This window comes from Ramlibacter sp. AN1133, from assembly GCF_037890035.1.
In the GTDB taxonomy this organism is placed as follows: domain Bacteria; phylum Pseudomonadota; class Gammaproteobacteria; order Burkholderiales; family Burkholderiaceae_C; genus Ramlibacter.
The window spans coordinates 1-18,575 of the sequence record NZ_JBBKTQ010000010.1 but is presented as its reverse complement, the minus strand read 5'-3'; the positions used below and the strand labels follow the sequence as shown (position 1 = coordinate 18,575).

23 protein-coding genes are annotated in these 18,575 nt (G+C 70.2%); 9 read left to right on the top strand and 14 right to left on the bottom strand.

The genetic code is table 11. The features are described from left to right. Positions 1-38 precede the first annotated feature (38 nt). A complete protein-coding gene (dtd, locus tag WG923_RS15620) occupies positions 39-479 on the bottom strand; it encodes a D-aminoacyl-tRNA deacylase (protein WP_340351893.1) in 441 nt (146 codons plus the stop codon). After that, positions 479-1,396, bottom strand: coding sequence for a cation diffusion facilitator family transporter (locus WG923_RS15615; protein ID WP_340351892.1), 918 nt, complete (start codon positions 1,394-1,396; stop codon positions 479-481). Before WG923_RS15615 ends, dtd begins: the two co-directional genes overlap by 1 nt. A 41-nt stretch (positions 1,397-1,437) precedes the next feature. Here WG923_RS15615 and WG923_RS15610 point away from each other — a divergent pair, with 41 nt between their 5' ends. The 4 genes from WG923_RS15610 (at position 1,438) to WG923_RS15595 (ending at position 4,802) form a co-directional block, all read left to right on the top strand. After that, complete coding sequence (locus WG923_RS15610) at positions 1,438-2,892, top strand: sensor histidine kinase (protein WP_340351891.1); 1,455 nt, start codon at positions 1,438-1,440, stop codon at positions 2,890-2,892. Next, positions 2,889-3,521 carry a response regulator transcription factor gene (locus WG923_RS15605; RefSeq protein ID WP_340351890.1) on the top strand — a complete coding sequence of 211 codons (633 nt, stop codon included), beginning with the start codon at positions 2,889-2,891 and terminating at the stop codon, positions 3,519-3,521. Before WG923_RS15610 ends, WG923_RS15605 begins: the two co-directional genes overlap by 4 nt. Positions 3,522-3,627: 106 nt before the next feature. Next, positions 3,628-4,119: a GlcG/HbpS family heme-binding protein gene (locus WG923_RS15600; RefSeq protein WP_340351889.1), complete on the top strand. Its 492-nt coding sequence runs from the start codon at positions 3,628-3,630 to the stop codon at positions 4,117-4,119. After that, positions 4,116-4,802 carry an ankyrin repeat domain-containing protein gene (locus WG923_RS15595; RefSeq protein ID WP_340351888.1) on the top strand — a complete coding sequence of 229 codons (687 nt, stop codon included), beginning with the start codon at positions 4,116-4,118 and terminating at the stop codon, positions 4,800-4,802. The genes WG923_RS15600 and WG923_RS15595 overlap by 4 nt, the downstream gene beginning before the upstream one ends. On the opposite strand, the gene vapC is transcribed toward WG923_RS15595, so the two are convergent. The 3 genes from vapC to tyrS are packed head-to-tail and all read right to left on the bottom strand — an operon-like array spanning position 4,799 to position 6,770. Then, positions 4,799-5,203 (bottom strand): type II toxin-antitoxin system VapC family toxin, encoded by a 405-nt coding sequence (vapC, locus tag WG923_RS15590; protein ID WP_340351887.1) that lies wholly within the window; start codon positions 5,201-5,203, stop codon positions 4,799-4,801. The two genes, WG923_RS15595 and vapC, sit on opposite strands and share 4 nt — an antisense overlap. After that, positions 5,203-5,493, bottom strand: a complete 291-nt coding sequence (locus tag WG923_RS15585) for a type II toxin-antitoxin system VapB family antitoxin (protein ID WP_340351886.1) — start codon at positions 5,491-5,493, stop codon at positions 5,203-5,205. The genes vapC and WG923_RS15585 overlap by 1 nt, the downstream gene beginning before the upstream one ends. Positions 5,494-5,534: 41 nt before the next feature. Beyond that, on the bottom strand, positions 5,535-6,770 hold the full coding sequence (gene tyrS, locus WG923_RS15580) for a tyrosine--tRNA ligase (RefSeq protein WP_340351885.1): 1,236 nt from the start codon (positions 6,768-6,770) through the stop codon (positions 5,535-5,537). Positions 6,771-6,976: 206 nt separating this feature from the next. Here tyrS and WG923_RS15575 point away from each other — a divergent pair, with 206 nt between their 5' ends. Together WG923_RS15575 and WG923_RS15570 are read left to right on the top strand one after the other, a co-directional pair. Next, positions 6,977-8,317: a M23 family metallopeptidase gene (locus tag WG923_RS15575; protein ID WP_340351884.1), complete on the top strand. Its 1,341-nt coding sequence runs from the start codon at positions 6,977-6,979 to the stop codon at positions 8,315-8,317. A gap of 36 nt (positions 8,318-8,353) precedes the next feature. Then, complete coding sequence (locus WG923_RS15570) at positions 8,354-9,463, top strand: anhydro-N-acetylmuramic acid kinase (RefSeq protein WP_340351883.1); 1,110 nt, start codon at positions 8,354-8,356, stop codon at positions 9,461-9,463. Between the two features lie 37 nt (positions 9,464-9,500). Here the strand turns inward: WG923_RS15570 and erpA are convergent, their stop codons facing one another. The 5 genes from erpA to rplM form a co-directional block, all read right to left on the bottom strand. Then, positions 9,501-9,875, bottom strand: a complete 375-nt coding sequence (gene erpA, locus WG923_RS15565) for an iron-sulfur cluster insertion protein ErpA (RefSeq protein ID WP_340351882.1) — start codon at positions 9,873-9,875, stop codon at positions 9,501-9,503. Positions 9,876-9,933: 58 nt separating this feature from the next. Beyond that, positions 9,934-10,344 (bottom strand): bactofilin family protein, encoded by a 411-nt coding sequence (locus WG923_RS15560; protein WP_340351881.1) that lies wholly within the window; start codon positions 10,342-10,344, stop codon positions 9,934-9,936. 28 nt (positions 10,345-10,372) lie between these two features. Next, positions 10,373-11,080, bottom strand: a complete 708-nt coding sequence (locus tag WG923_RS15555; protein WP_340351880.1) for a DUF6776 family protein — start codon at positions 11,078-11,080, stop codon at positions 10,373-10,375. A 196-nt stretch (positions 11,081-11,276) separates the two neighbouring features. Next, positions 11,277-11,669 carry a 30S ribosomal protein S9 gene (rpsI, locus tag WG923_RS15550; RefSeq protein WP_340351879.1) on the bottom strand — a complete coding sequence of 131 codons (393 nt, stop codon included), beginning with the start codon at positions 11,667-11,669 and terminating at the stop codon, positions 11,277-11,279. Between the two features lie 2 nt (positions 11,670-11,671). Further along, positions 11,672-12,103, bottom strand: coding sequence for a 50S ribosomal protein L13 (rplM, locus tag WG923_RS15545; protein ID WP_340351878.1), 432 nt, complete (start codon positions 12,101-12,103; stop codon positions 11,672-11,674). Positions 12,104-12,359: 256 nt separating this feature from the next. Between rplM and WG923_RS15540 the strand changes: the two genes are divergently transcribed. Further along, the gene (locus WG923_RS15540; RefSeq protein WP_340351877.1) at positions 12,360-13,265 is read left to right on the top strand and encodes a 23S rRNA (adenine(2030)-N(6))-methyltransferase RlmJ; all 906 of its coding nucleotides are present in this window, start codon (positions 12,360-12,362) and stop codon (positions 13,263-13,265) included. A gap of 10 nt (positions 13,266-13,275) precedes the next feature. Here WG923_RS15540 and WG923_RS15535 read toward each other — a convergent pair whose 3' ends face one another. Together WG923_RS15535 and WG923_RS15530 are read right to left on the bottom strand one after the other, a co-directional pair. After that, complete coding sequence (locus WG923_RS15535; protein ID WP_340351876.1) at positions 13,276-13,794, bottom strand: CAP domain-containing protein; 519 nt, start codon at positions 13,792-13,794, stop codon at positions 13,276-13,278. A gap of 51 nt (positions 13,795-13,845) precedes the next feature. Next, positions 13,846-14,436, bottom strand: a complete 591-nt coding sequence (locus WG923_RS15530) for a CAP domain-containing protein (protein WP_340351875.1) — start codon at positions 14,434-14,436, stop codon at positions 13,846-13,848. Between the two features lie 112 nt (positions 14,437-14,548). Here WG923_RS15530 and WG923_RS15525 point away from each other — a divergent pair, with 112 nt between their 5' ends. Continuing rightward, positions 14,549-15,436, top strand: coding sequence for a fructosamine kinase family protein (locus tag WG923_RS15525; protein WP_340351874.1), 888 nt, complete (start codon positions 14,549-14,551; stop codon positions 15,434-15,436). Between the two features lie 174 nt (positions 15,437-15,610). Then, complete coding sequence (locus tag WG923_RS15520) at positions 15,611-16,831, top strand: cytochrome c (RefSeq protein WP_340351873.1); 1,221 nt, start codon at positions 15,611-15,613, stop codon at positions 16,829-16,831. 68 nt (positions 16,832-16,899) lie between these two features. Here the strand turns inward: WG923_RS15520 and metF are convergent, their stop codons facing one another. Beyond that, positions 16,900-17,730, bottom strand: coding sequence for a methylenetetrahydrofolate reductase [NAD(P)H] (metF, locus tag WG923_RS15515; protein ID WP_340351872.1), 831 nt, complete (start codon positions 17,728-17,730; stop codon positions 16,900-16,902). Further along, complete coding sequence (locus tag WG923_RS15510; RefSeq protein WP_340351871.1) at positions 17,730-18,473, bottom strand: TlyA family RNA methyltransferase; 744 nt, start codon at positions 18,471-18,473, stop codon at positions 17,730-17,732. Before WG923_RS15510 ends, metF begins: the two co-directional genes overlap by 1 nt. Positions 18,474-18,575 lie beyond the last annotated feature (102 nt).

Sequence of the window (18,575 nt, the reverse complement as noted above, 5' to 3'; positions counted from 1 at the left end):
GGCCGAGGGCACGCGGCCGGGGAGGACATCCCCGCTGCTCAGCTCACTTTCAGCGGGATGGTGACCGGACCGTCGTTCACCAGGTGCACCTGCATGTCCGCCGCGAACTCGCCGGTCTGCACCACGGGATGCGCCGCGCGCGCCTGCTGTACGAAATATTCGTAAAGCCTGCGCCCTTCGTCCGGCGCCGCCGCATTCGTGAAGCTCGGCCGGTTGCCGCCGCTCGTGTCCGCCGCCAGCGTGAACTGGCTGACCACCAGCAGCCCGCCGCCCACGTCCTGCACGCTGCGGTTCATCTTGCCGGCCTCGTCGCCGAAGATGCGCAGCTTCAGCAGCTTCGCCAGCAGCTTGTCGGCCTGCGCCTGGCCGTCGCCCCGCTCGGCGCACACCAGCGCGAGCAGGCCAGGGCCGATCGCGCCGATCGTGCGGCCGGCCACCACCACCTTCGCTTCGCGCACGCGTTGCACCAGGGCCAGCATCAGATCAGGTCCGCCTCGTCCTGCGAGTGGGCTTCCACGTCCATGGGCAGCAGCTGGATCGTGCAGCGCAAGCCCGGCACCGCGCTCATGAGCGCCTGTTCCACCGAGCCGCGGACGGCCGCTGCGCGCCCCAGCGTCCAGTCGGCGGGCATGTGCATATGCAGGTCCACGAAGCGGCGGCTGCCGGAGCGCCGCGTGGACACGTGGTCGAAGCGGATCGTGCGGTGCTTGAACTGCGACAGGGTCTTGTCGATCTCGTCGATCACCTCCGCTTCCAGCGACTGGTCCATCAGGCCCTGCGCGGAGCGCCACACCAGGTGCACGCCCTCGCGCAGGATGTTCAGCGCGACGCCGATGGCCAGCACCGGGTCCAGCCACAGCCAGTCGGTGACGGTGACCAGCGCCAGGCCGACGACCACGCCGGCCGAGGTCCAGACATCGGTGAACAGGTGGCGGGCATCGCCCTCCAGCGCCATCGAGCGGTGCCGGCGCGAGGACTGCAGCATCGCCCAGGCGAGCGCGCCGTTCAGGGCCGAACTCAGCACCGACAGGCCCAGGCCGATCCCGAGCTGCTCCAGCGGCTGCGGATGCAGCAGGCGCAGCACCGCGGTCCAGAGGATGCCGGCGGCCGCCACCATGATCATCAGGCCCTCGAAGCCGGCGGAGAAGTATTCCGCCTTGTGGTGGCCATAGGGGTGGTCGGCGTCGGCCGGGCGCTGGGCGATCTTCACCATCAGCAGCGCGAAGACGGCGCTGGCCAGGTTGACCAGCGATTCCATCGCATCGGAGAGCAGGCCCACGGAATCCGTGAGCCACCAGGCCAGGGTCTTCAGCGCGATGGTGGCCACGGCGACGGCAATGGACCATCGCAGCAGCACCTGGGGCGGGATGCGGCCGGCGGCAGTGGCAAGGGACATGCCTCGATTGTGCCGAACGCCCGCATGCCAGAATCCGCCGCATGCGCCTGCCCGGCCGCCATCGCGCCGCCCTCGCCCTGTGGGTCCTGCTCACCGCGCTCGGTGGCGCGGCGCTCGCACGCCTGGAACTCGCGCGCCTGCAGGACCTGTTCGAGACCGATGCGCGCATCGCGCACCGTTTGCTGAGCCAGCGCGTGGTGCAGCACGAGGCCGTGCTCGCCACCGTGGCCCTGCTGCAGCCGCCCGCCGGCGCCGAGGCCGCGGAGCAGCGCCTGCCCGCGCTCTACCCCCAGATCCTCTCCGTGCACCGGCGCGAACGCGACGCGGACTGGGGCGATGCGGTGCTGGCCGCGGCGGAATCGCGCTCGCGCGTGACGGGCCGGCCCGCGCTGGCGGACGTGGATTTCGCCCGTGGCCGCTATCGCGTGGTGCTGGCCGCCGCGCCCGCCAGCTTCGCCACCGAGTTCGACCTGGGCAAGGTCGTGCCGTGGAACGAATGGCCGATGAACCCGCCGACCAGCCCGGTGCGCGTGACGCTCGAATACGGCGGCCAGCAGTTCCTGCTGCAGCCGGGCGACGAGGGCGCGGGGCTCTGGACGCTGTCGTTCCGCAAGCACCTTGCCGCCGAGAGCCAGCCCTTCGACCTGGTGGCCCGCCGCATCGTCGGCTGGGCCGACCTGCCCTGGCGCTGGATCGCCCTGTGGGCGCTCGCCATGGCGGCGGCGGTCGCGGCCTGGCACTGGTTGCGGACGCAACGCGCGGAGCGCAGGCGCGCGGAGGAACTGCTGCGCCTCGGGCAGGTCGCGCGCCTGAACACGCTGGGCGAACTGGCCGCCGGCATGGCGCACGAATTGAACCAGCCGCTGGCGGCGGTGCTGGCCAGCACGCAGGCCGCGCGCCGCCTGCTGCAGGACGATCCGCCGGAACTGGAGACCGCGCGCGGCGCCATGCGGCAGGCCGAGGAACAGGCGCGCCGCGCCGCCGACGTGCTGGGGCGCCTGCGCCGCGGCGTCGAGCGTCCGGCCGCGGCCGCGGCGCTGCAGCCAGTGGTGCTGGCGCAGGCGGTGCGCAATGCGCTGTACCTGCTGGAGCCGGAGTTCGCGCGGCGGCAGGTGTCGCCGCGGCTGGAGACCGGCGAGCAGGAAGTCGCGGTGCGCGCCGAGCCGGTGGCGCTGGAACAGATCATCCACAACCTGCTGACCAATGCGCTGCAGGCGCTGGAGCAGGTTCCGCCCGGGGAGCGCAGGCTCTCGGTGCGCGTCGAACAGGAGTCCGGCCAGGGCGCGCTCACCGTCGACGATAGCGGCCCGGGCATCGCGCCCGACGTGCTGCCGCGGATCTTCGAGCCCTTCTTCACCACGCGAGAGCACGGCCTGGGCCTCGGCCTGAGCCTGTGCGAGAGCCTCGCGGCCGGCATGGGCGGGCGCCTGGGCGTGCAGGCGCGCAGCCCGCGCGGCGCCGCGTTCACCTTGCGGCTGCCGCTCGCCACCCCATGAACGCACCGCTGTCGCCCTTGATCCACCTCGTCGACGACGACGATGCGGTGCGTTCCAGCCTCTCGCTGCTCATTTCCACCGTGGGCCTGCGCGTGCAGGGCTGGTCCGACCCGCAGGTCTTCCTGCGCGAATTCCCGCGCCAGGATATCGGCGCCATCGTGCTGGACGTGCGCATGCCGGGCATGAGCGGCCTCGCCGTGCTGGAAACTCTGGCGGCGCAGGGCGTCGACCAGCCCGTGATCATGCTCACCGGCCACGGCACGGTGGACATGTGCCGGCGCGCGTTCAAGGGCGGCGCGGCGGAATTCCTGGAGAAGCCGGTGGACGACGAGGCGCTGCTGGAGGCGCTGCAGCAGGCGGTGCGCCAGCACGTGCGCTCGCGCGAGCGGCTGTCGGCCGACCGCGCGGCGCGCGAACGCTACGCGCAGCTGTCCGAGCGCGAGCGCGAAGTGGCGGGCCTGATCGTGGAAGGGCTGACCAACAAGGAGATCGGCCGCGCGCTGGCACTGTCGCCGCGCACGGTGGAGACGCACCGCGCCAACCTGTTCGCCAAGCTGCAGGCCGAGTCGCTGGCCCAGCTCGTGCGTCGCTATGCCGCGCTGATCGCGGAGGACGGCGGGCCTCCGTAGATCTACGGAGGTGCTCGCGTAGCCATCCGAATGACGCGGACGGCGCCCGACGCATAGAGTTCTCCCCACGGCCTGCCCCCCGGCCGCAACCGAACAGGAGAACCCCATGCGCCTCATCGCTTCCGCCCTCGCCGCTTCGCTCGCCCTCGCCGCCACGGCCGCCTCCGCGCAGGCCGTGCGCACCGAACGCAACATCTCGCTGCAGCTGGCCAACCAGATCGCGCTGGAAGCGGTGAACGCCTGCGCCGCCAACGGCTACGCGGTGGCCGCCACCGTGGTGGACCGCGCCGGCACCGTGCGCGCCGTGCTGCGCGCCGACAATGCCGGCCCGCACACGCTGGCCTCCAGCGAGCGCAAGGCCTGGACCTCGGCCTCCGCCAAGAACGCCACGCAGGCCATGATGCTGGGCGCGCAGTCCAACCCGGCCGGCGCCAACCTGGTGTACCTGCCCGGCTTCCTGCTGCTGGGTGGCGGCGTGCCGATCAAGGTGGGCAACGACACGATCGGGGCCGTGGGCGTCGGCGGTGCGCCGGGTGGCCACCTCGACGAGCAGTGCGCCAATGCGGCGATCGACAAGGTGAAGGGGCAACTGCAGTGAAGCTGCACCGACTCCTGATCGTGGCTGCCTTCGCGGCGGTCGCCGCGGGCGCCCAGGCGCAGGTCGGCCCCGGCGCCGCCGAGGCGGCCCGCTACCAGGGCCTGCATGCGGCGGCCCATGCGGGCGACGCGGCGCGCGTGGCCACGCTGGCGGGCGCGCGCAGCGACCTCAACGCACGCGACGGGCACGGCCGCACGCCGCTGCACGTGGCGACCTTCGCGAAGCAGCGCGGTGCGATCCAGGCACTGGCCAAGGCCGGCGCCGACCTGAACCTGCTGGAGCACGACCGCTACGACGCGGTGACGATCGCCTCGGTGGCGAACGACGAGGAGACGCTCAGGCTGCTGCTGTCGCTGGGCGCCAGCGCGAAGCAGGTGACCAGCCGCTATGACGGCACGGCGCTGATCGCGGCGGCGCACCTGGGACACGCGGGCGTCGTGCGCCAGCTCATTGCCGCCGGCGCGCCGCTGGACCACGTGAACAACCTGCACTGGACGGCCACGATCGAATCCATCGTGCTGGGCGACGGCGGACGCCGCCACCAGGACACGCTGCGCGCGCTGATCGATGCCGGCGCCAACCTGCAGCTCGCGGACCGCGAGGGCCGCACGCCGCTGCAGCTGGCGAAGGCGCGCGGGTATGCGGAGATGGTGAAGATGCTGGAGGCGGCCGGCGGGCGCTAGTGAGGCCGGCCGGGGAAGATCAGCAGGGAAGGCTCTACCTGCGACAGGAAGAAGAAGTCGCGGTCGTTATGCACCAGGAGGGCCCCGTGTTCCAGTGCAAGCGCCGCGATCAGGCAATCGGTGGGCTTGCGAATGGTGAAGCCTGCCGCCCGGGCGCGCCGGTACAACTGCGCAGCGATCTCGTAGGTGGAGAGTTCGCGCGGCTCCAGCAACAGCATGGCGAGGAACATGTCGCGCACGCGATCGTAGATGCGATCGTCATTGACGCCCTGGAGCACTTCCTGGAATACCACCCCGGTCACGGCGAGTTCCTCGTCGTCCCGTTGCTCCAGGAAGCCGGCGCCCTGCGTGATGGCGCCGCGGACGACGTCGATCCAGACGGACGAGTCGACCAGCAGCATCACTCCTTGCCTTTCTTGCGCAAGGGCGGCTGCGGCGCTGCCGTGACGGACCGGTAGGTGGCCCGGGGCTGCTCCACCCGGTACTTGCCGAATTCCTCCGGCGACGAAGCCTTGGGGTCGTAGTCCGGGTCGATGCCACCGATGCCGTAGAAATCGCGGAAGCGCGGCCTCTTCGCGCGCGCAACCATCTCGCGCAAGGCGCGATCGACCGCTTCACGCTTGGTGCGCGCGCCCGACACCTGCATGGCCTGCGCGATGAGTTCCTCGTCGATGTCGATGTTGGTCAGCACGCCGTAAAATATATACGGCGTGTACAGGGTGTCAACGCCGCTTATCCGACCGTCACCCGCGCGAACTTCCGCTTGCCCACCTGCACGACATACGTCCCCGCCCCCAGCTTCAGCCCCTTGTCGCCCACCGGCGACTGGTCCACGCGCACCCCGCCGCCGTCGATCAGCCGGTTCGCTTCCGACGTGGACGGCGCCAGGCCGGCTTGCTTGAGGATTTGTGCGATGCCGAGCGGTGCTCCGGACAGCGTCACCTCGGGAATCTCGTCCGGCACCCCGCCCTTGCTGCGATTCACGAAGTCCTGTTCCGCCGCCTCCGCCGCCGCGGCGTCGTGGAAGCGCGCCGTGATCTCCTTGGCCAGCATCACCTTGGCGTCGCGCGGATTGCGCCCGCCCTCCACTTCGCGCCTGAGCGCCGCGATCTGGGCCTCGCTGCGGAATGACAAAAGTGTGTACCAGCGCCACATCAGGGTGTCGGAAATTGACAGCACCTTGGCGAACATGGTGTTGGCGTCCTCGGTGATGCCGATGTAGTTGTTCTTGCTCTTGGACATCTTTTCGACGCCGTCCAGGCCTTCGAGCAGGGGCATGGTCAGGATGCACTGCGGCTCCTGCCCGTATTCGCCCTGCAGGTGCCGGCCCATGAGCAGGTTGAACTTCTGGTCGGTGCCTCCGAGCTCGAGGTCGCTTTTCAGCGCCACCGAGTCGTAGCCCTGCATCAGCGGGTAGAGGAACTCGTGGATCGAGATCGGCGTATTGGCCTTGAAGCGCTCGTGGAAGTCGTTGCGCTCCATCATGCGGGCCACCGTGTACCTGGCCGCCAGCTGGATCATGCCGCGGGCGCCCAGCGGGTCGCTCCATTCGCTGTTGTAGCGAAGCTCGGTCTTCGCCGGATCCAGGATCTTGTACGCCTGCGCCTTGTAGGTTTCGGCGTTCACCTTGATCTGCTCCGCCGACAGCGGCGGGCGGGTGGTGTTGCGGCCGGACGGGTCGCCGATCATCGAGGTGAAGTCCCCGATGAGGAAAATCACTGTGTGGCCCAGATCTTGCAACTGGCGCAGCTTGTTGAGGACGACCGTGTGGCCGACGTGGATGTCGGGCGCGGTCGGGTCCAGACCCAGCTTGATCCGCAGCGGCACCCCGGTGGCCTCGGAGCGGGCCAGTTTCCGGACCCAGTCATCCTGCGGGATCAATTCCTCCGCCCCCCGCAGCGTGACCGCCAGTGCCTCCCGGACCGTTGCCGAGACCGGGAATTTTTGTGTAACAGCTTCTTGATTCATAAGGGGTTTTACAGAGGACGGGGCCGCTGAGGTCGGTATACTGCGGCTCGTTTTGTGTCTGCCGATTCTAGTTGCGGCAGGTTTTCCTCCTCCCCGCCATCGGCGCGCACCGCGCGATGGTGCAGGGAATCACCCGGAGCCGCTGTAGGACGCATCCTGCACCCCCGGGACAAAGAAACGGGACGAATACGTTGAAGCAATCTTGGTTGACCGCCGGGGAGCGGCTCATCGCACGTGCAGGCCACGCGCTGGAGCACCACCCCCGCCAGGTCACGGCGCTCGTAGCCGCCCTGCTCCTCACCGCGGGAGGTGGCGCCTTCGCCGTGGCCTCGCTGGGCCCCGATCCGTCGCTGCTGCCGGTGCGCGAGATCCTCGAGACCGTGCAGCCCCTGCCGCTGGAACAGCAGGCGGAGGCGCTGGACGCGCACCGCTTCAGCCTCTACACGAACGAGGCCGTGCGCTCCTCGGACACCGCCGAATCGCTGCTGGCCCGCCTGGGCGTCAACGACGCCGTGGCGGCCGCCTTCCTGCGCCAGGACCCGATCGCGCGGCCCCAGGTGCTGGGCGCCCCCGGCCGGCTGGTCGCCGTGGAGGCCGACGACGGCCGCAACCTGCTGCGCCTGAGCGTGCGCTGGGCCGCCGACGAAACCAGCTTCAAGCGCCTGGTGGTCGAACGCCAGCCTTCTGGCAGCTTCGCCAGCCGCATCGAGACGGCGCCGCTCGTCGCCTCGCTGCGCGTGGGCAGCGGCAGCATCCGCAACACCCTGTTCCAGGCGGTGGACGAGGCCGGCATCCCGGATGCCGTCACGACCCAGCTCGTGGACATGTTCTCCGGCGACGTCGACTTCCACCGCCTGCGCGCGGGCGACCGCTTCGCCGTGGTCTACGAAACGCTCGAAGCCGACGGCGAGCCGATGCGCACCGGCCGCGTGGTCTCGGCGCAGTTCGTCAACGCCGGGCGCCAGCTCGAAGCCCTGTGGTTCCAGCAGCCCGGGCAGCGTGGCGGCTACTTCGATTTCCACGGCCGCAGCCTGGAGCGCACCTTCCTCGCCTCGCCGATGGAAGTCACCCGCATCACCAGCGGCTTCTCGATGCGCTTCCACCCGATCCAGCACACCTGGCGCGCCCACACCGGCGTGGACTACGGCGCGCCCACCGGCGCCCCGGTGCGCACCATCGGTGACGGCCAGGTGCAGTTCGCCGGCGTGCAGAACGGCTACGGCAACGTGATCGAGGTCGACCACGGCAAGGGCAACACCACGCTGTATGCGCACCTGAGCCGCATCGACGTGCAGCGCGGCCAGACCGTGCAGCGCGGCCAGCGCATTGGCGCGGTCGGTTCTACCGGCTGGGCCACCGGCCCGCACCTGCACTTCGAATTCAAGGAAAACGGCCAGCAGCGCGACCCGCTGGAAGTGGCACGGCGCAATGTCGCCCCCGTGGAGCTGACGGCGCAGGCGCGCCCGCAGTTCGAGCGGGTGGCGAATTCCATGCGCACGCAGCTGGCCGTGGCGGCCTCGGCCAACATGGTCGCTTCGGCCCGCTGATGACCCTCGCCGCCGCGGGCCGTTAGGATGCGGCCCATGGCGGACTTCTTTATCGGCCTGATGTCCGGCACCTCGATGGACGGGGTGGACGGCGTCATCGCGGATTTCTCCTCCGGCGGCATCCAGGTGCTGCAGCACGCGACCGGCAGCTTCGACGATGCGCTGCGGGCGGAGCTCATGGCGCTCAATGCCTCCGGGCCCGACGAACTGCACCGGGCCTGGCTCGCGGGCAATGCGCTGATGCGCGTCTACGCCGAGGTCGTGGCCAAGTTGCTGGCGCAGGCGCGCCTGCGACCGCACGACATCGAGGCGATCGGCGCCCACGGCCAGACCGTGCGCCATCGCCCCGGGATGTTCGACGGCACCGGCTACACCATCCAGCTCGCGCAGCCCGCGCTGCTGGCGGAGCTCACGCGCATCCGCGTGGTGGCCGATTTCCGCAGCCGCGACGTCGCCGCCGGCGGCCAGGGTGCACCCCTCGCCCCGGCGTTCCACCAGGCGGTGTTCGCCCGTCCCGGCGAAACGGTGGGCGTGCTGAACATCGGCGGAATCTCCAACGTGACGCTGCTGCGCGCCGACGGCAGCATGCAGGGCTTCGACTGCGGCCCGGGCAACGCCCTGATGGACGCCTGGTGCCTGCAGCACACCGGCCAGCCCTACGACGACGAAGGGCGCTGGGCCGCAAGTGGGCGCGTGCTCACCGACCTGCTGGCGGCCCTGCTGGCCGAACCCTATTTCGCGCAGTCGCCGCCCAAGAGCACCGGGCGCGACCTGTTCAACCGGCCCTGGCTGGATGCGCACCTGCGGAATTTCGCCGGCGCGGCGCCGCAGGACGTGCAGGCGACGCTCACCGAGCTGACCGCGCGGGCGTGCGCCGGGGACATCGAGCGGCATGCCCAGGGCCTGCAGCGCCTGATCGTCTGCGGCGGCGGGGCCCTCAACGGCCACCTGATGCGGCGCCTGCCGGCCTTGCTGCCGCAGGCGCAGGTGGTCTCCAGCGCGGAAGAAGGGCTGCCGCCCTTGCAGGTGGAAGCCGCCGCCTTCGCGTGGCTCGCCATGAAGTGCGTGCGCGGCGAAAAACTGGACCTGGAAAGCACGACGGGCGCCAGAGGCGCCCGCGTGCTGGGTGGGATCTATCCCGCGTAGGCTGGTGGTGAACCAGCGCCGCGCGTGAACCCCGGCGTCAATGATCGGCCGGCGAGAAGCTGGAGCCGCAGCCGCAGGTGCTCTGGGCGTTGGGGTTCTTGATGACGAACTGCGCGCCCTGGAGGTCTTCCTTGTAGTCGATCTCGGCGCCCACCAGGTACTGGTAGCTCATCGCGTCGATCAACAGGGAGACGCCGTTCTTCACCATCACCGTATCGTCGTCGTTGGCGATCTCGTCGAAGGTGAAGCCGTACTGGAAGCCCGAGCAGCCGCCGCCCTGCACGAACACGCGCAGCTTGAGATCGGGGTTGCCCTCCTCGGCGATCAGGTCGGCGACCTTGTTCGCGGCGCTGTCCGTGAAGATCAGCGGGGCGGGCATTTCGTGCGTGACTTGTTCGGCGACTGCGCTCATGGGCTTTCTTTCGACGGTAACAACCCCGATGGTAAGCCGGGCTTAGCGCGGCCGTCCATCAGGCATTCTTTGTCGCCAGCTTCAGTAAGGGCTTTTCGTCCTCGGAGGACCCCTCGCCCGCCATCAGCGGCTTCAACGAGCCGCAAATGGTGGCGCCCTGGTGCATCTCAAGGGCGACATACGAGACGTCGCCCTCGATCTTGGCGCGGGGCTGCAGTTCCAGCAGTTCGCGCGCGTGCACGGGGCCGCGGACGGTGCCGTTGATGATCACGTGGTCGGCGACGATGCCGCCCTGGACGACCGCGGCCTCGGAGATCACCAGCAGGCTGCCCTCGTCCGAGGTCGCCGTGATGTCGCCGTAGACCTCGCCGTCGACGCGCAGGCCTTCGTTGAACTTCATGTTGCCATCGATGTGCGTGCCTTGGGCGATCAGGCTCTTGATGGGCGGTTGGGCTTTCTTACCGAACATTTGGAGGCTCCTCAACGAACTTAACGACTTAAAGAGAGACATTCTGGACGGCCCGGCTCACTGACCCTTCCACCACCCGGGCCGAGACATTCTTCACGACGGCCTGGGGCGGCAGGTCCACCATCCCCTCGAGCCGCCTGTACTGGCGGAACTGCAGCGGTTGCGGCCCGTTCGGCAAGGCCATCAGCCAGGGCTTGCCGTCGAGGGTGCCGGAGAGGCTCAGCTCCAGCTTGCCGCGGAATTCGGGCGCGTTCTTGACGGGCTGGATCACCAGCACCTGCCACTTGAGCTGCGTGCCGGAAAGCACCTCGGCCTGCAGGCCGCGGATGGCCACCGCCTCGGAGCCGGTGGTGGGCATCAGCTTCTCGAAGAAGCCCAGGTCCTCGCGCAGCGTCCGGTTCTGCGCTTCCAGCGTGCGGATCTGGGCGGACAGGCGTTCCTGCGCGGCGCGTTCCACCAGGATCGCGCTGCCGGAGGTGTTGATGATCGACTGGACGCGTTCGCGTTCGCGGCGCAGGCCCGTGACCTCCTCGCGCAGCCGCACGAGTTCCTCCTTGGCCTCGCGGTCGACGCCGGCGATGTCCTTGCCCAGCTCGAAGGCCCACAGGCCGATGGCCCCGCAGAAACCCAGCACGATGGCGGCGCCCGCACAACGCAGGGGCCAGGGCATCGCGCTGCGCACCTTCATGCGGGGTGCGCTGATCGTCAGCCTACGGCGAAGCAGCTTGAATCGCATATGGATGAGGATGCTGCCCAAAGCCGGGGGCCGCAGCAAGTCTCCACATGTGCGGCTTTGTGTCGGACGACAGCTTGTCCTTGGGTTCGTTGACCCGGTCGCGGCGCCGTGTCTCGGCGGGACAACGGGGCGGCGCGGGCAAAAAGCAAAAGCCCGGCGAACCGGGCTTTTGCACTTGCAGGAAACCGGAAGCGGATCAGCGCTTCGAGAACTGCTTGCGGCGGCGGGCGGAGTGCAGGCCGACCTTCTTGCGCTCGACCTCGCGGGCGTCGCGCGTGACGAAGCCGGCTTGCGACAGCTGGGGCTTCAGGGCCGCGTCGTAGTCGATCAGGGCGCGGGTGATGCCGTGGCGCACGGCGCCGGCCTGGCCGGATTCACCGCCGCCGTGCACGTTGCACTGGATGTCGAAGGCTTCGACATTGCCGGTGAGCACCAGCGGCTGCTTGGCGATCATGATCGAGGTCTCGCGGCCGAAGAACTCCTGGATGTCCTTGCCGTTGACCGTGATCTTGCCGGAGCCCTTCTTGAGGAACACGCGGGCGACGCTGGATTTGCGCCGGCCGGTGCCGTTGTTCCATTCACCGATCATCTTCAGATCTCCAGGGGCTTCGGTTGCTGGGCGCTGTGCGGATGCTCGGCGCCGCCGTACACCTTCAGCTTCTTGATCATGGCGTAGCCCAGCGGGCCCTTGGGCAGCATGCCCTTGACGGCCTTCTCGAGCGCGCGGCCGGGGTGCTTGGCCTGCATTTCCTTGAAGGTCTGCTGGCGGATGCCGCCCGGGTAGCCGGTGTGGCGGTAGTAGATCTTGTCCGTCTCCTTGGCGCCGGTGACCCGGAGCTTGGAGGCGTTGATGACGACGATGAAGTCGCCGGTGTCGACGTGAGGCGTGTAGATGGCCTTGTGCTTGCCGCGCAGTCGGAGGGCAGCTTCGCTGGCTACCCGTCCGAGCACCTTGTCGGTGGCGTCAATCACAAACCACTCGTGCTTCACGTCAGCGGGCTTGGCGCTGACAGTGGTGGTCATAAAGACTCTCGAGTTTGGTTTGAACGGTCCTTTTCCACGGTCGGTGTCCCTCTGGCGGGGACCTCTTAGGTGGCTGAACATCCGGCACGGCAAGGTGCCTCGTGGTTTCCGTCGCGGGACCAATAAAGCGCTACGGAACCCGGCATTATACGAAACCGGCGGCGGGGCGTCTACCGGCCCCCAGGCGCGCCGGCTGTCCTGTAGGCTGGCGGTGAGCGCGCCCTTAGGGCCGAACCCCAGCTACCATCCATCCCCCATGTTCAGCTACCGCCACGGCTTCCATGCCGGCAACCACGCCGACGTCCTCAAGCACATGGTGCTGATCGCGACCCTGAAGCACCTCACCGCCAAGCCGACCCCCATCACCGTGGTCGACACCCATGCCGGCGCGGGCCTCTACCGCCTGGACAGCGACTTCGCCGGCACCTCCGGCGAGGCGCAGGACGGCATCGTCAAGCTGCTCGCCAGCCCGCTCGCCGCCGACCCGCCGCCGCTGGTGGCCGATTACCTGCAACTGATCGCCAGCTTCAACCCCTCCGGCAAGACCAAGGTCTATCCGGGCTCGCCCTTCGTCGCACAGGCGCTGCTGCGGCAGGAGGCCAAGGACAAGCTGTGGCTGTTCGAGCTGCATCCCACGGACAGCAAGGCGCTGGCCGCGCACGTCGAACAGCTGCACGCCGGCCGCCAGGTGGGCCTCAAGCGCGACGACGGTTTCGAGGCCCTGCGCGCGCTGCTGCCGCCGCCCTCGCGCCGCGGCCTGGTGCTGATCGACCCCAGCTACGAGCTGAAGCACGACTACGTGCGCGTGGCCACGACCTTGCAGGACAGCCTGCGCAAGTTCGCCACCGGCACGTACATGATCTGGTACCCGGTGATCCCGCGGCCGGAGGCGCACGAGCTGCCGCGGCGGCTGAAGACGCTCGCCAACCAGGCCGGCAAGCCCTGGCTGCACGCCGTCCTGAACATCGGCCTGTCGCCCGAGCGCGCGAAGACCCACACGCCCGGCGAGCCGGAGCCGCGTCCGGGCCTCACCGCCAGCGGCGTGTTCCTCGTGAACCCGCCGCACACGCTGAAGGCGGCCCTGCAGCAGGCGCTGCCGGCCCTCGTGGAAGCGCTGGGCCGCGGCAAGGGGCAGATGCAGCTGGTCGAATCGGCCGGCTAGGAGCCTGGCTCTAACGCCGGCGCCCCAGCACCATCGTCCAGTACGTACCCCACTGGCCGCGGCGGTCGCCCACGCAGGCGACGCCCACGTCCGCGAAGCGCGGGTCCATCATGTTCACGCAGTGCCCCGGGCTGTCGATCCAGCCCTGGATCGCACTCGCCACATTCGCATCCCCGCCCGCGAGGTTCTCGCCCACGAGCTGGAACTTGTAGGGGCTGGCCTTGACGCGCTCGGTGACGGTGCGCCCTTCGGGGCTCTTGTGGTCGAAGTAGTTGCGCACGGCCATGTCGCGCGAATGCCGCGAAGCCACGGTCTGCAGCGTGCCGTCCCAGCGCAGCGGCGGCGCCGCGGGCATGGTGCGCCAGCCGCAGCGCTGCCCGTGGGCACGCGCGGCGTTGATGCGCCGCAGCGCCTCCTGCGCCTGCACGCTGCAGGTGGTGTGGAACGCCGCATCGGCGGCGCAAGCGAAGGTGAGCGCCAGGAGGCCGCAAGCGACCCACGGACGGAACACGGGACGGGACGACAGCATCGCGCCAGCTTGCCACGGCTGAGCTGGCCGGCGGTGTCGAATCGCAACCGGCTATTTCCGCCCCAGCACCATCGTCCAATAGGTGCCCCACTCCGTGCCGGGTTGCGCCACGCAGGCGAGCGCGACGTCCTGGAACTGCGGGTTCATGATGTTCTCGCAGTGGCCGGGGCTTTCGAGCCAGCTTTGCATGGCCTCCGGCAGGCTGCGCACGCCGGCGGCGATGTTCTCGCCCACGGTCTTCCAGCGGTACTGCACGGCCGACGCGCGGCTCGCCACGTCCGCGCCTTCGGGCGTGCGGTGCTCGAAGTAGTTGCGCCTGGCCATGTCCAGCGAATGGCCTTCAGCCGCCGAATACAGCGAGGGGTCCCACTTCAGCGGCGCGGCCGGCCCCATCGCGTGCCGCCCGCAGCGCAGGCCCGCGGCGCGCGCCGCATTGATCCTTTGCAGCACCTCCTCGATCGAGACCCGCGGCCCGCAGGCGAGCCAGGCGGGCCCGGCACCGAGGGCGCGGGCCGCGGGACCGGCCCCGAGTTCCGCGGTGTCGGGTGCGTGCGCCACGGCCAGCGGCGGGGGCTGGATGACGCGCTCGCCGCAGCCGGCCAGCAGCATCGCAACGAACAGGGGGAATGCAATCGGCTTCACGAGGGCAGCTTAGCGGCAGCGCGGCAGCATGGGCCGCCGCGTGTCACAAAGCCGCGCAATCGATACATTCGCGACCCGGGCGTTCACGCGGGCGCAACCCACAATCGCGCGCATGCAACAGGTGCAGGAACCATTGCCCGAACTCTCGCAGCTGCTCGGTGGCCGCTGGCAGCTGCAGGCGCTCGGCGCCAGCGCGTTCTGCGACACGTGGGAAGCGCGCCAGGGACGCGAGCTCCTGTTCCTCAAGAGCGCGGCCGAGGCGGGGGCGGACATGCTGCGCGCCGAAGCCGACGGCCTGCGCGCGCTCGCCGCCACCGGCACGATCCGCGTGCCCGCCGTGCATGCGGTACTGGAACGCCCGGGCGGCGGCGCGATCCTCGCGCTGGAGTGGCTGCAGCTCGCGCGCCCGGACGCGGAATTCGGCTTCCGCTTCGGCGAGGCGCTCGCGGCACTGCACGCGCATCCCGCGCCGCTGCAGCCGGCCGCCTTCGGCTGGACGCGCGACAACTACATCGGCGCGACCCCGCAGCGCAACGCACCCCGGCAGCCGGCGACACCGGCGGGATGGATCGCCTTCTTCGGCCACGCGCGCCTGGCCGCGATGCGCGAGCGACTGCGCCACGCGCCCGGGGACCTGCGCTCCGCGATCGGCGCGGTGATCGAGGCATTGCCGGAACTGCTGGCGGATGGCAGCGCGCCGCGCCCCGCCCTGATCCACGGCGACCTCTGGCAAGGCAACTGGGGCATGCTGGCCGAAGGCACGCCGGTGATCTTCGATCCGGCGGTGTCGTGTTCGGACCCGCAGGCGGAGCTCGCGATGATGGAGCTGTTCGGCAGCCCGCCGCGCGGCTTCCGCGAAGCGTATGCGCAGGCGGGCGGCGCGTGGCCGGACCTGCAGCGCACCCAGCTTTACCAGCTCTATCACCTCCTGAACCACGCGGTGCTGTTCGGCGGCAGCTATGTGCAGCAGGCGCTGCGCACGGCGCGCGCGCTCGTCTAGCGCGCGTTGCGAACACCGTCCACGCACTGGTGTCCTTGATTCGCATCAAGGCCCTCCGGTAGCAATCTGCGGGCAAATCGCTGCGCGTGGGTTAACGGGGTAAGCTTACCGATACACGCGAAATGTTCGCGCAGCGCGCACCTATGGTGGCTCCGCAACTCTGGAGAAGACACCATGTGCAAACCCTTCCTGTCACGGTCCCGCCTGAGCGCCTGCGCGCTGGCGGCCTTCCTGCTCGCCGGCTGCGGCGGCGGATCGAGCGACAGCCCCGTGGCCACCGCGCCGCCCTCGGAAACGATCCAGATGCTCGAGACCGGCTCGAAGCTCACCGTCGTGGCTTCGGATGCCTCGGGTGCGCAACAGCAGCCGATCGCGCAATGGGCCGCGATGCAGTTCGCCTTTCGCGCCACGGTGACGTCCGGGACGCACGCAGGGCAGACCGTCTCGGGCACGCTGCTGCTGAAATCGGAAGCCGAAGACGGCACGACGCAGCTCGAAGGCCGCCTGCTGCCGGGAACGGCGGGCACGGACGCCGATGCGGCCACGGCCCTGGCGGCGGAATTCCGCACCCGCAGCGACGCGCTGCGCAGCGCGTTCCGCACCGCCGTCGAGGCCCTGGCAGCGAAGCTCAGGACGGACGTGGCGGGCGCCGATTCCGAGGCCCGCGCCGCGGCCCGGCGTGCCTTCCGCACGGAGTTCCGCACGCTCAACGCGAAGCTGCAGGCCGACATGGCGGCGCTGATCGCGGAGTACCGCGACCGGCTCGCGGCCGCGGGCCTGTCCGAGCGCGGCGCGCTGCACCCGGAAGAGGACGATGACGAGAGCAACGCGAAGCGCGGCTTCGAGGTCGAAGGAACCCTGGCCGCCGACGGGTCGGTGGCGCTGACGGTCAGGCTGGGCAAGAGGCAGGTCGTGCGCGCGGTGGGCACCGTCGCCGCGGACAACAGCATGAGCGGCACGTTCACCGGACCGGGCGACGACGCCGGTCCATGGACGGCCGCCGCGAGCGGCACGGCGCCTCCGCCTCCGCCTCCGCCTCCGCCTCCCCCGCCGCCGCCGCCTCCGCCGCCGCCTCCGCCGCCGCCGCCTCCGCCTCCCCCGCCGCCGCCTCCCCCGCCGCCGCCTCCGCCTCCGCCTCCGCCGCCGCCGCCTCCGCCGCCGCCGCCTCCGCCGCCTCCGCCTCCGGTGGGTAACGCCGCGACCGGAGCGACCCTCTATGCGGCGAGCTGCGCTGGCTGCCACGGGGCCAACCCCAAGGCCAATCAGCTGAACGTGGCGAACGGCAGGACGGCGTCGGCGATCGACGCGGCCATCTCCGGGGTCGGCGCGATGCGCAGCCTGTCAGGCCTGACGCCGCAGAACAGGCTCGACATCGCGGCCTTCATCGCGCAGTGAGCGCGCATGCCGGCCAGGCGCGTGCGCCTGGCCGGCGTGACCCGGCGCCCGCGCGTGGAGCGTGCCGCTCAGCGCAGGGCGCCGATCTGGCGCGCCACGGCCAGCGTGGCCGCCGCCTGGTTCATCGTGTAGAAGTGCAGTCCGGGGGCGCCGCCGCGGATCAGGCGTTCGCACAGGTCCGCCACCACGTCGACGCCGAAGGCGCGGATCGACGCCGCGTCGTCGCCGAAGCTTTGCAGCCGCAGGCGGATCCAGCGCGGCACCTCGGCCCCGCAGCTGTCGGAAAAGCGCAGGAGCTGGCTCGAATTGATGATCGGCATGATGCCCGGCACCACCGGCACGTCGACACCGAGCTTGCGCGCTTCCTCGACGAAGCGGAAGTACGCGTCGCTGTTGTAGAAGTACTGCGTGATCGCCGAATCGGCGCCGGCCTTGACCTTGGTGGCGAAGGCCTGCAGGTCCGACTGCGGCGTCTTCGCCTGCGGGTGCACCTCGGGATAGCAGGCCACCTCGATGCGGAAGTCCTTGCCGCATTCGGTGCGGATGTATTCCACCAGGTCGCTCGCATAGTGGAACTCGCCGCCCATGCCGTAGCCGCTGGGCAGGTCGCCGCGCAGCGCCACCAGGCGCTTGACGCCCATGGACTTCAGTTGCGCCAGCTGGTCGCACACCTTGGCGCGCGTGGCCCCGATGCAGGAGAAATGGCTGGCCGCCTCCACGCCCTCGGCCAGGATCTCGCCGACGGTGGTGAAGGTGCCCGCGTGGGTGGAACCGCCCGCGCCGTAGGTCACCGAGCAGAACTCGGGCTGCAGCGTGTAGAGCTCCTGGCGTGCGGCGCGGAGCTTGTCGGCGCCTTCGGGCGTCTTGGGCGGGAAGAATTCGAGGCTGATCGGAAGCATCAGGCGCTCCTCGTCTGGGCATGCAGGAAGAATTCGCGGTTGCCGTCGCCGCCCGCGATGGGGCTGTCGTACCAGCCGACCACGGTCAGGCCGAGGCCCGCGCAGCATTCGCGCAGGCGCCGTTCGACCACCGGATAGAGGGATGCATCGCGCACCACGCCGCCCTTGCCGACCTGCCCCGGCTGCAGTTCGAACTGCGGCTTGGCGAGCATCAGCAGGTGCCCCCCGGGCTCGACCAGCGGCGCCAGCGCGGGCAGCACCAGCGTCAGCGAGATGAACGACAGGTCGCCGGTCACGAGGTCGTAGTGGCCGCCGATCTGCTCGTCGCGCAGGTCGCGCGCGTTGACCTTCTCGATCGCCACCACGCGCGGGTCCTGGCGCAGCTTGGGATGGAGCTGGCCGTGGCCCACGTCGATGCCGGTCACCGCGGCGGCGCCGTGCTGCAGCAGGCAGTCGGTGAAGCCGCCGGTGGACTGGCCGACGTCGAGGCAGGTCCAGCCGGTCACGTCCAGGCCCGCGGTGCGCAGGGCGCCTTCGAGCTTGAGGCCGCCGCGCGAGACGTAGCGGGATTCGGCGGTGTCGAGCAGTTCGACCTGGGCGCCCTCCGGGATCTCGTCGCCGTTCTTGGCCACGGGAATCCAGCGGGCACCGTCGAACCACCGCACGCCGGCAGCGATGAGGCGCTGCGCCTGCGAGCGGGAGGCGGCGAGGCCGCGGTCGACGAGGAACTGGTCGGCACGCATGGGCTTTTCATTCCCTCCCCCTCCGGGGGAGGGTTAGGGTGGGGGCACTTTCCGGCGACGGAGCGGGGGGGGGGCCCCCCCCCCCCCCCCCCCCCCCGCGGG

Excerpts from the sequence above, each read along its gene's own strand:
- WG923_RS15535 (WP_340351876.1), bottom strand. The coding sequence starts at position 13,794 with ATGCTGTCGTCCCGTCCCGTGTTCCGTCCGTGGGTCGCTTGCGGCCTC.
- WG923_RS15525 (WP_340351874.1), top strand. The coding sequence starts at position 14,549 with ATGCAACAGGTGCAGGAACCATTGCCCGAACTCTCGCAGCTGCTCGGT.
- WG923_RS15610 (WP_340351891.1), top strand. The coding sequence starts at position 1,438 with ATGCGCCTGCCCGGCCGCCATCGCGCCGCCCTCGCCCTGTGGGTCCTG.
- WG923_RS15520 (WP_340351873.1), top strand. The coding sequence starts at position 15,611 with ATGTGCAAACCCTTCCTGTCACGGTCCCGCCTGAGCGCCTGCGCGCTG.
- WG923_RS15600 (WP_340351889.1), top strand. The coding sequence starts at position 3,628 with ATGCGCCTCATCGCTTCCGCCCTCGCCGCTTCGCTCGCCCTCGCCGCC.
- tyrS (WP_340351885.1), bottom strand. The coding sequence starts at position 6,770 with ATGAATCAAGAAGCTGTTACACAAAAATTCCCGGTCTCGGCAACGGTC.
- WG923_RS15570 (WP_340351883.1), top strand. The coding sequence starts at position 8,354 with ATGGCGGACTTCTTTATCGGCCTGATGTCCGGCACCTCGATGGACGGG.
- WG923_RS15560 (WP_340351881.1), bottom strand. The coding sequence starts at position 10,344 with ATGTTCGGTAAGAAAGCCCAACCGCCCATCAAGAGCCTGATCGCCCAA.
- WG923_RS15605 (WP_340351890.1), top strand. The coding sequence starts at position 2,889 with ATGAACGCACCGCTGTCGCCCTTGATCCACCTCGTCGACGACGACGAT.
- metF (WP_340351872.1), bottom strand. The coding sequence starts at position 17,730 with ATGCTTCCGATCAGCCTCGAATTCTTCCCGCCCAAGACGCCCGAAGGC.
- rplM (WP_340351878.1), bottom strand. The coding sequence starts at position 12,103 with ATGACCACCACTGTCAGCGCCAAGCCCGCTGACGTGAAGCACGAGTGG.
- erpA (WP_340351882.1), bottom strand. The coding sequence starts at position 9,875 with ATGAGCGCAGTCGCCGAACAAGTCACGCACGAAATGCCCGCCCCGCTG.
- WG923_RS15615 (WP_340351892.1), bottom strand. The coding sequence starts at position 1,396 with ATGTCCCTTGCCACTGCCGCCGGCCGCATCCCGCCCCAGGTGCTGCTG.
- WG923_RS15540 (WP_340351877.1), top strand. The coding sequence starts at position 12,360 with ATGTTCAGCTACCGCCACGGCTTCCATGCCGGCAACCACGCCGACGTC.
- WG923_RS15510 (WP_340351871.1), bottom strand. The coding sequence starts at position 18,473 with ATGCGTGCCGACCAGTTCCTCGTCGACCGCGGCCTCGCCGCCTCCCGC.
- vapC (WP_340351887.1), bottom strand. The coding sequence starts at position 5,203 with ATGCTGCTGGTCGACTCGTCCGTCTGGATCGACGTCGTCCGCGGCGCC.
- WG923_RS15555 (WP_340351880.1), bottom strand. The coding sequence starts at position 11,080 with ATGCGATTCAAGCTGCTTCGCCGTAGGCTGACGATCAGCGCACCCCGC.
- dtd (WP_340351893.1), bottom strand. The coding sequence starts at position 479 with ATGCTGGCCCTGGTGCAACGCGTGCGCGAAGCGAAGGTGGTGGTGGCC.
- rpsI (WP_340351879.1), bottom strand. The coding sequence starts at position 11,669 with ATGATCGGTGAATGGAACAACGGCACCGGCCGGCGCAAATCCAGCGTC.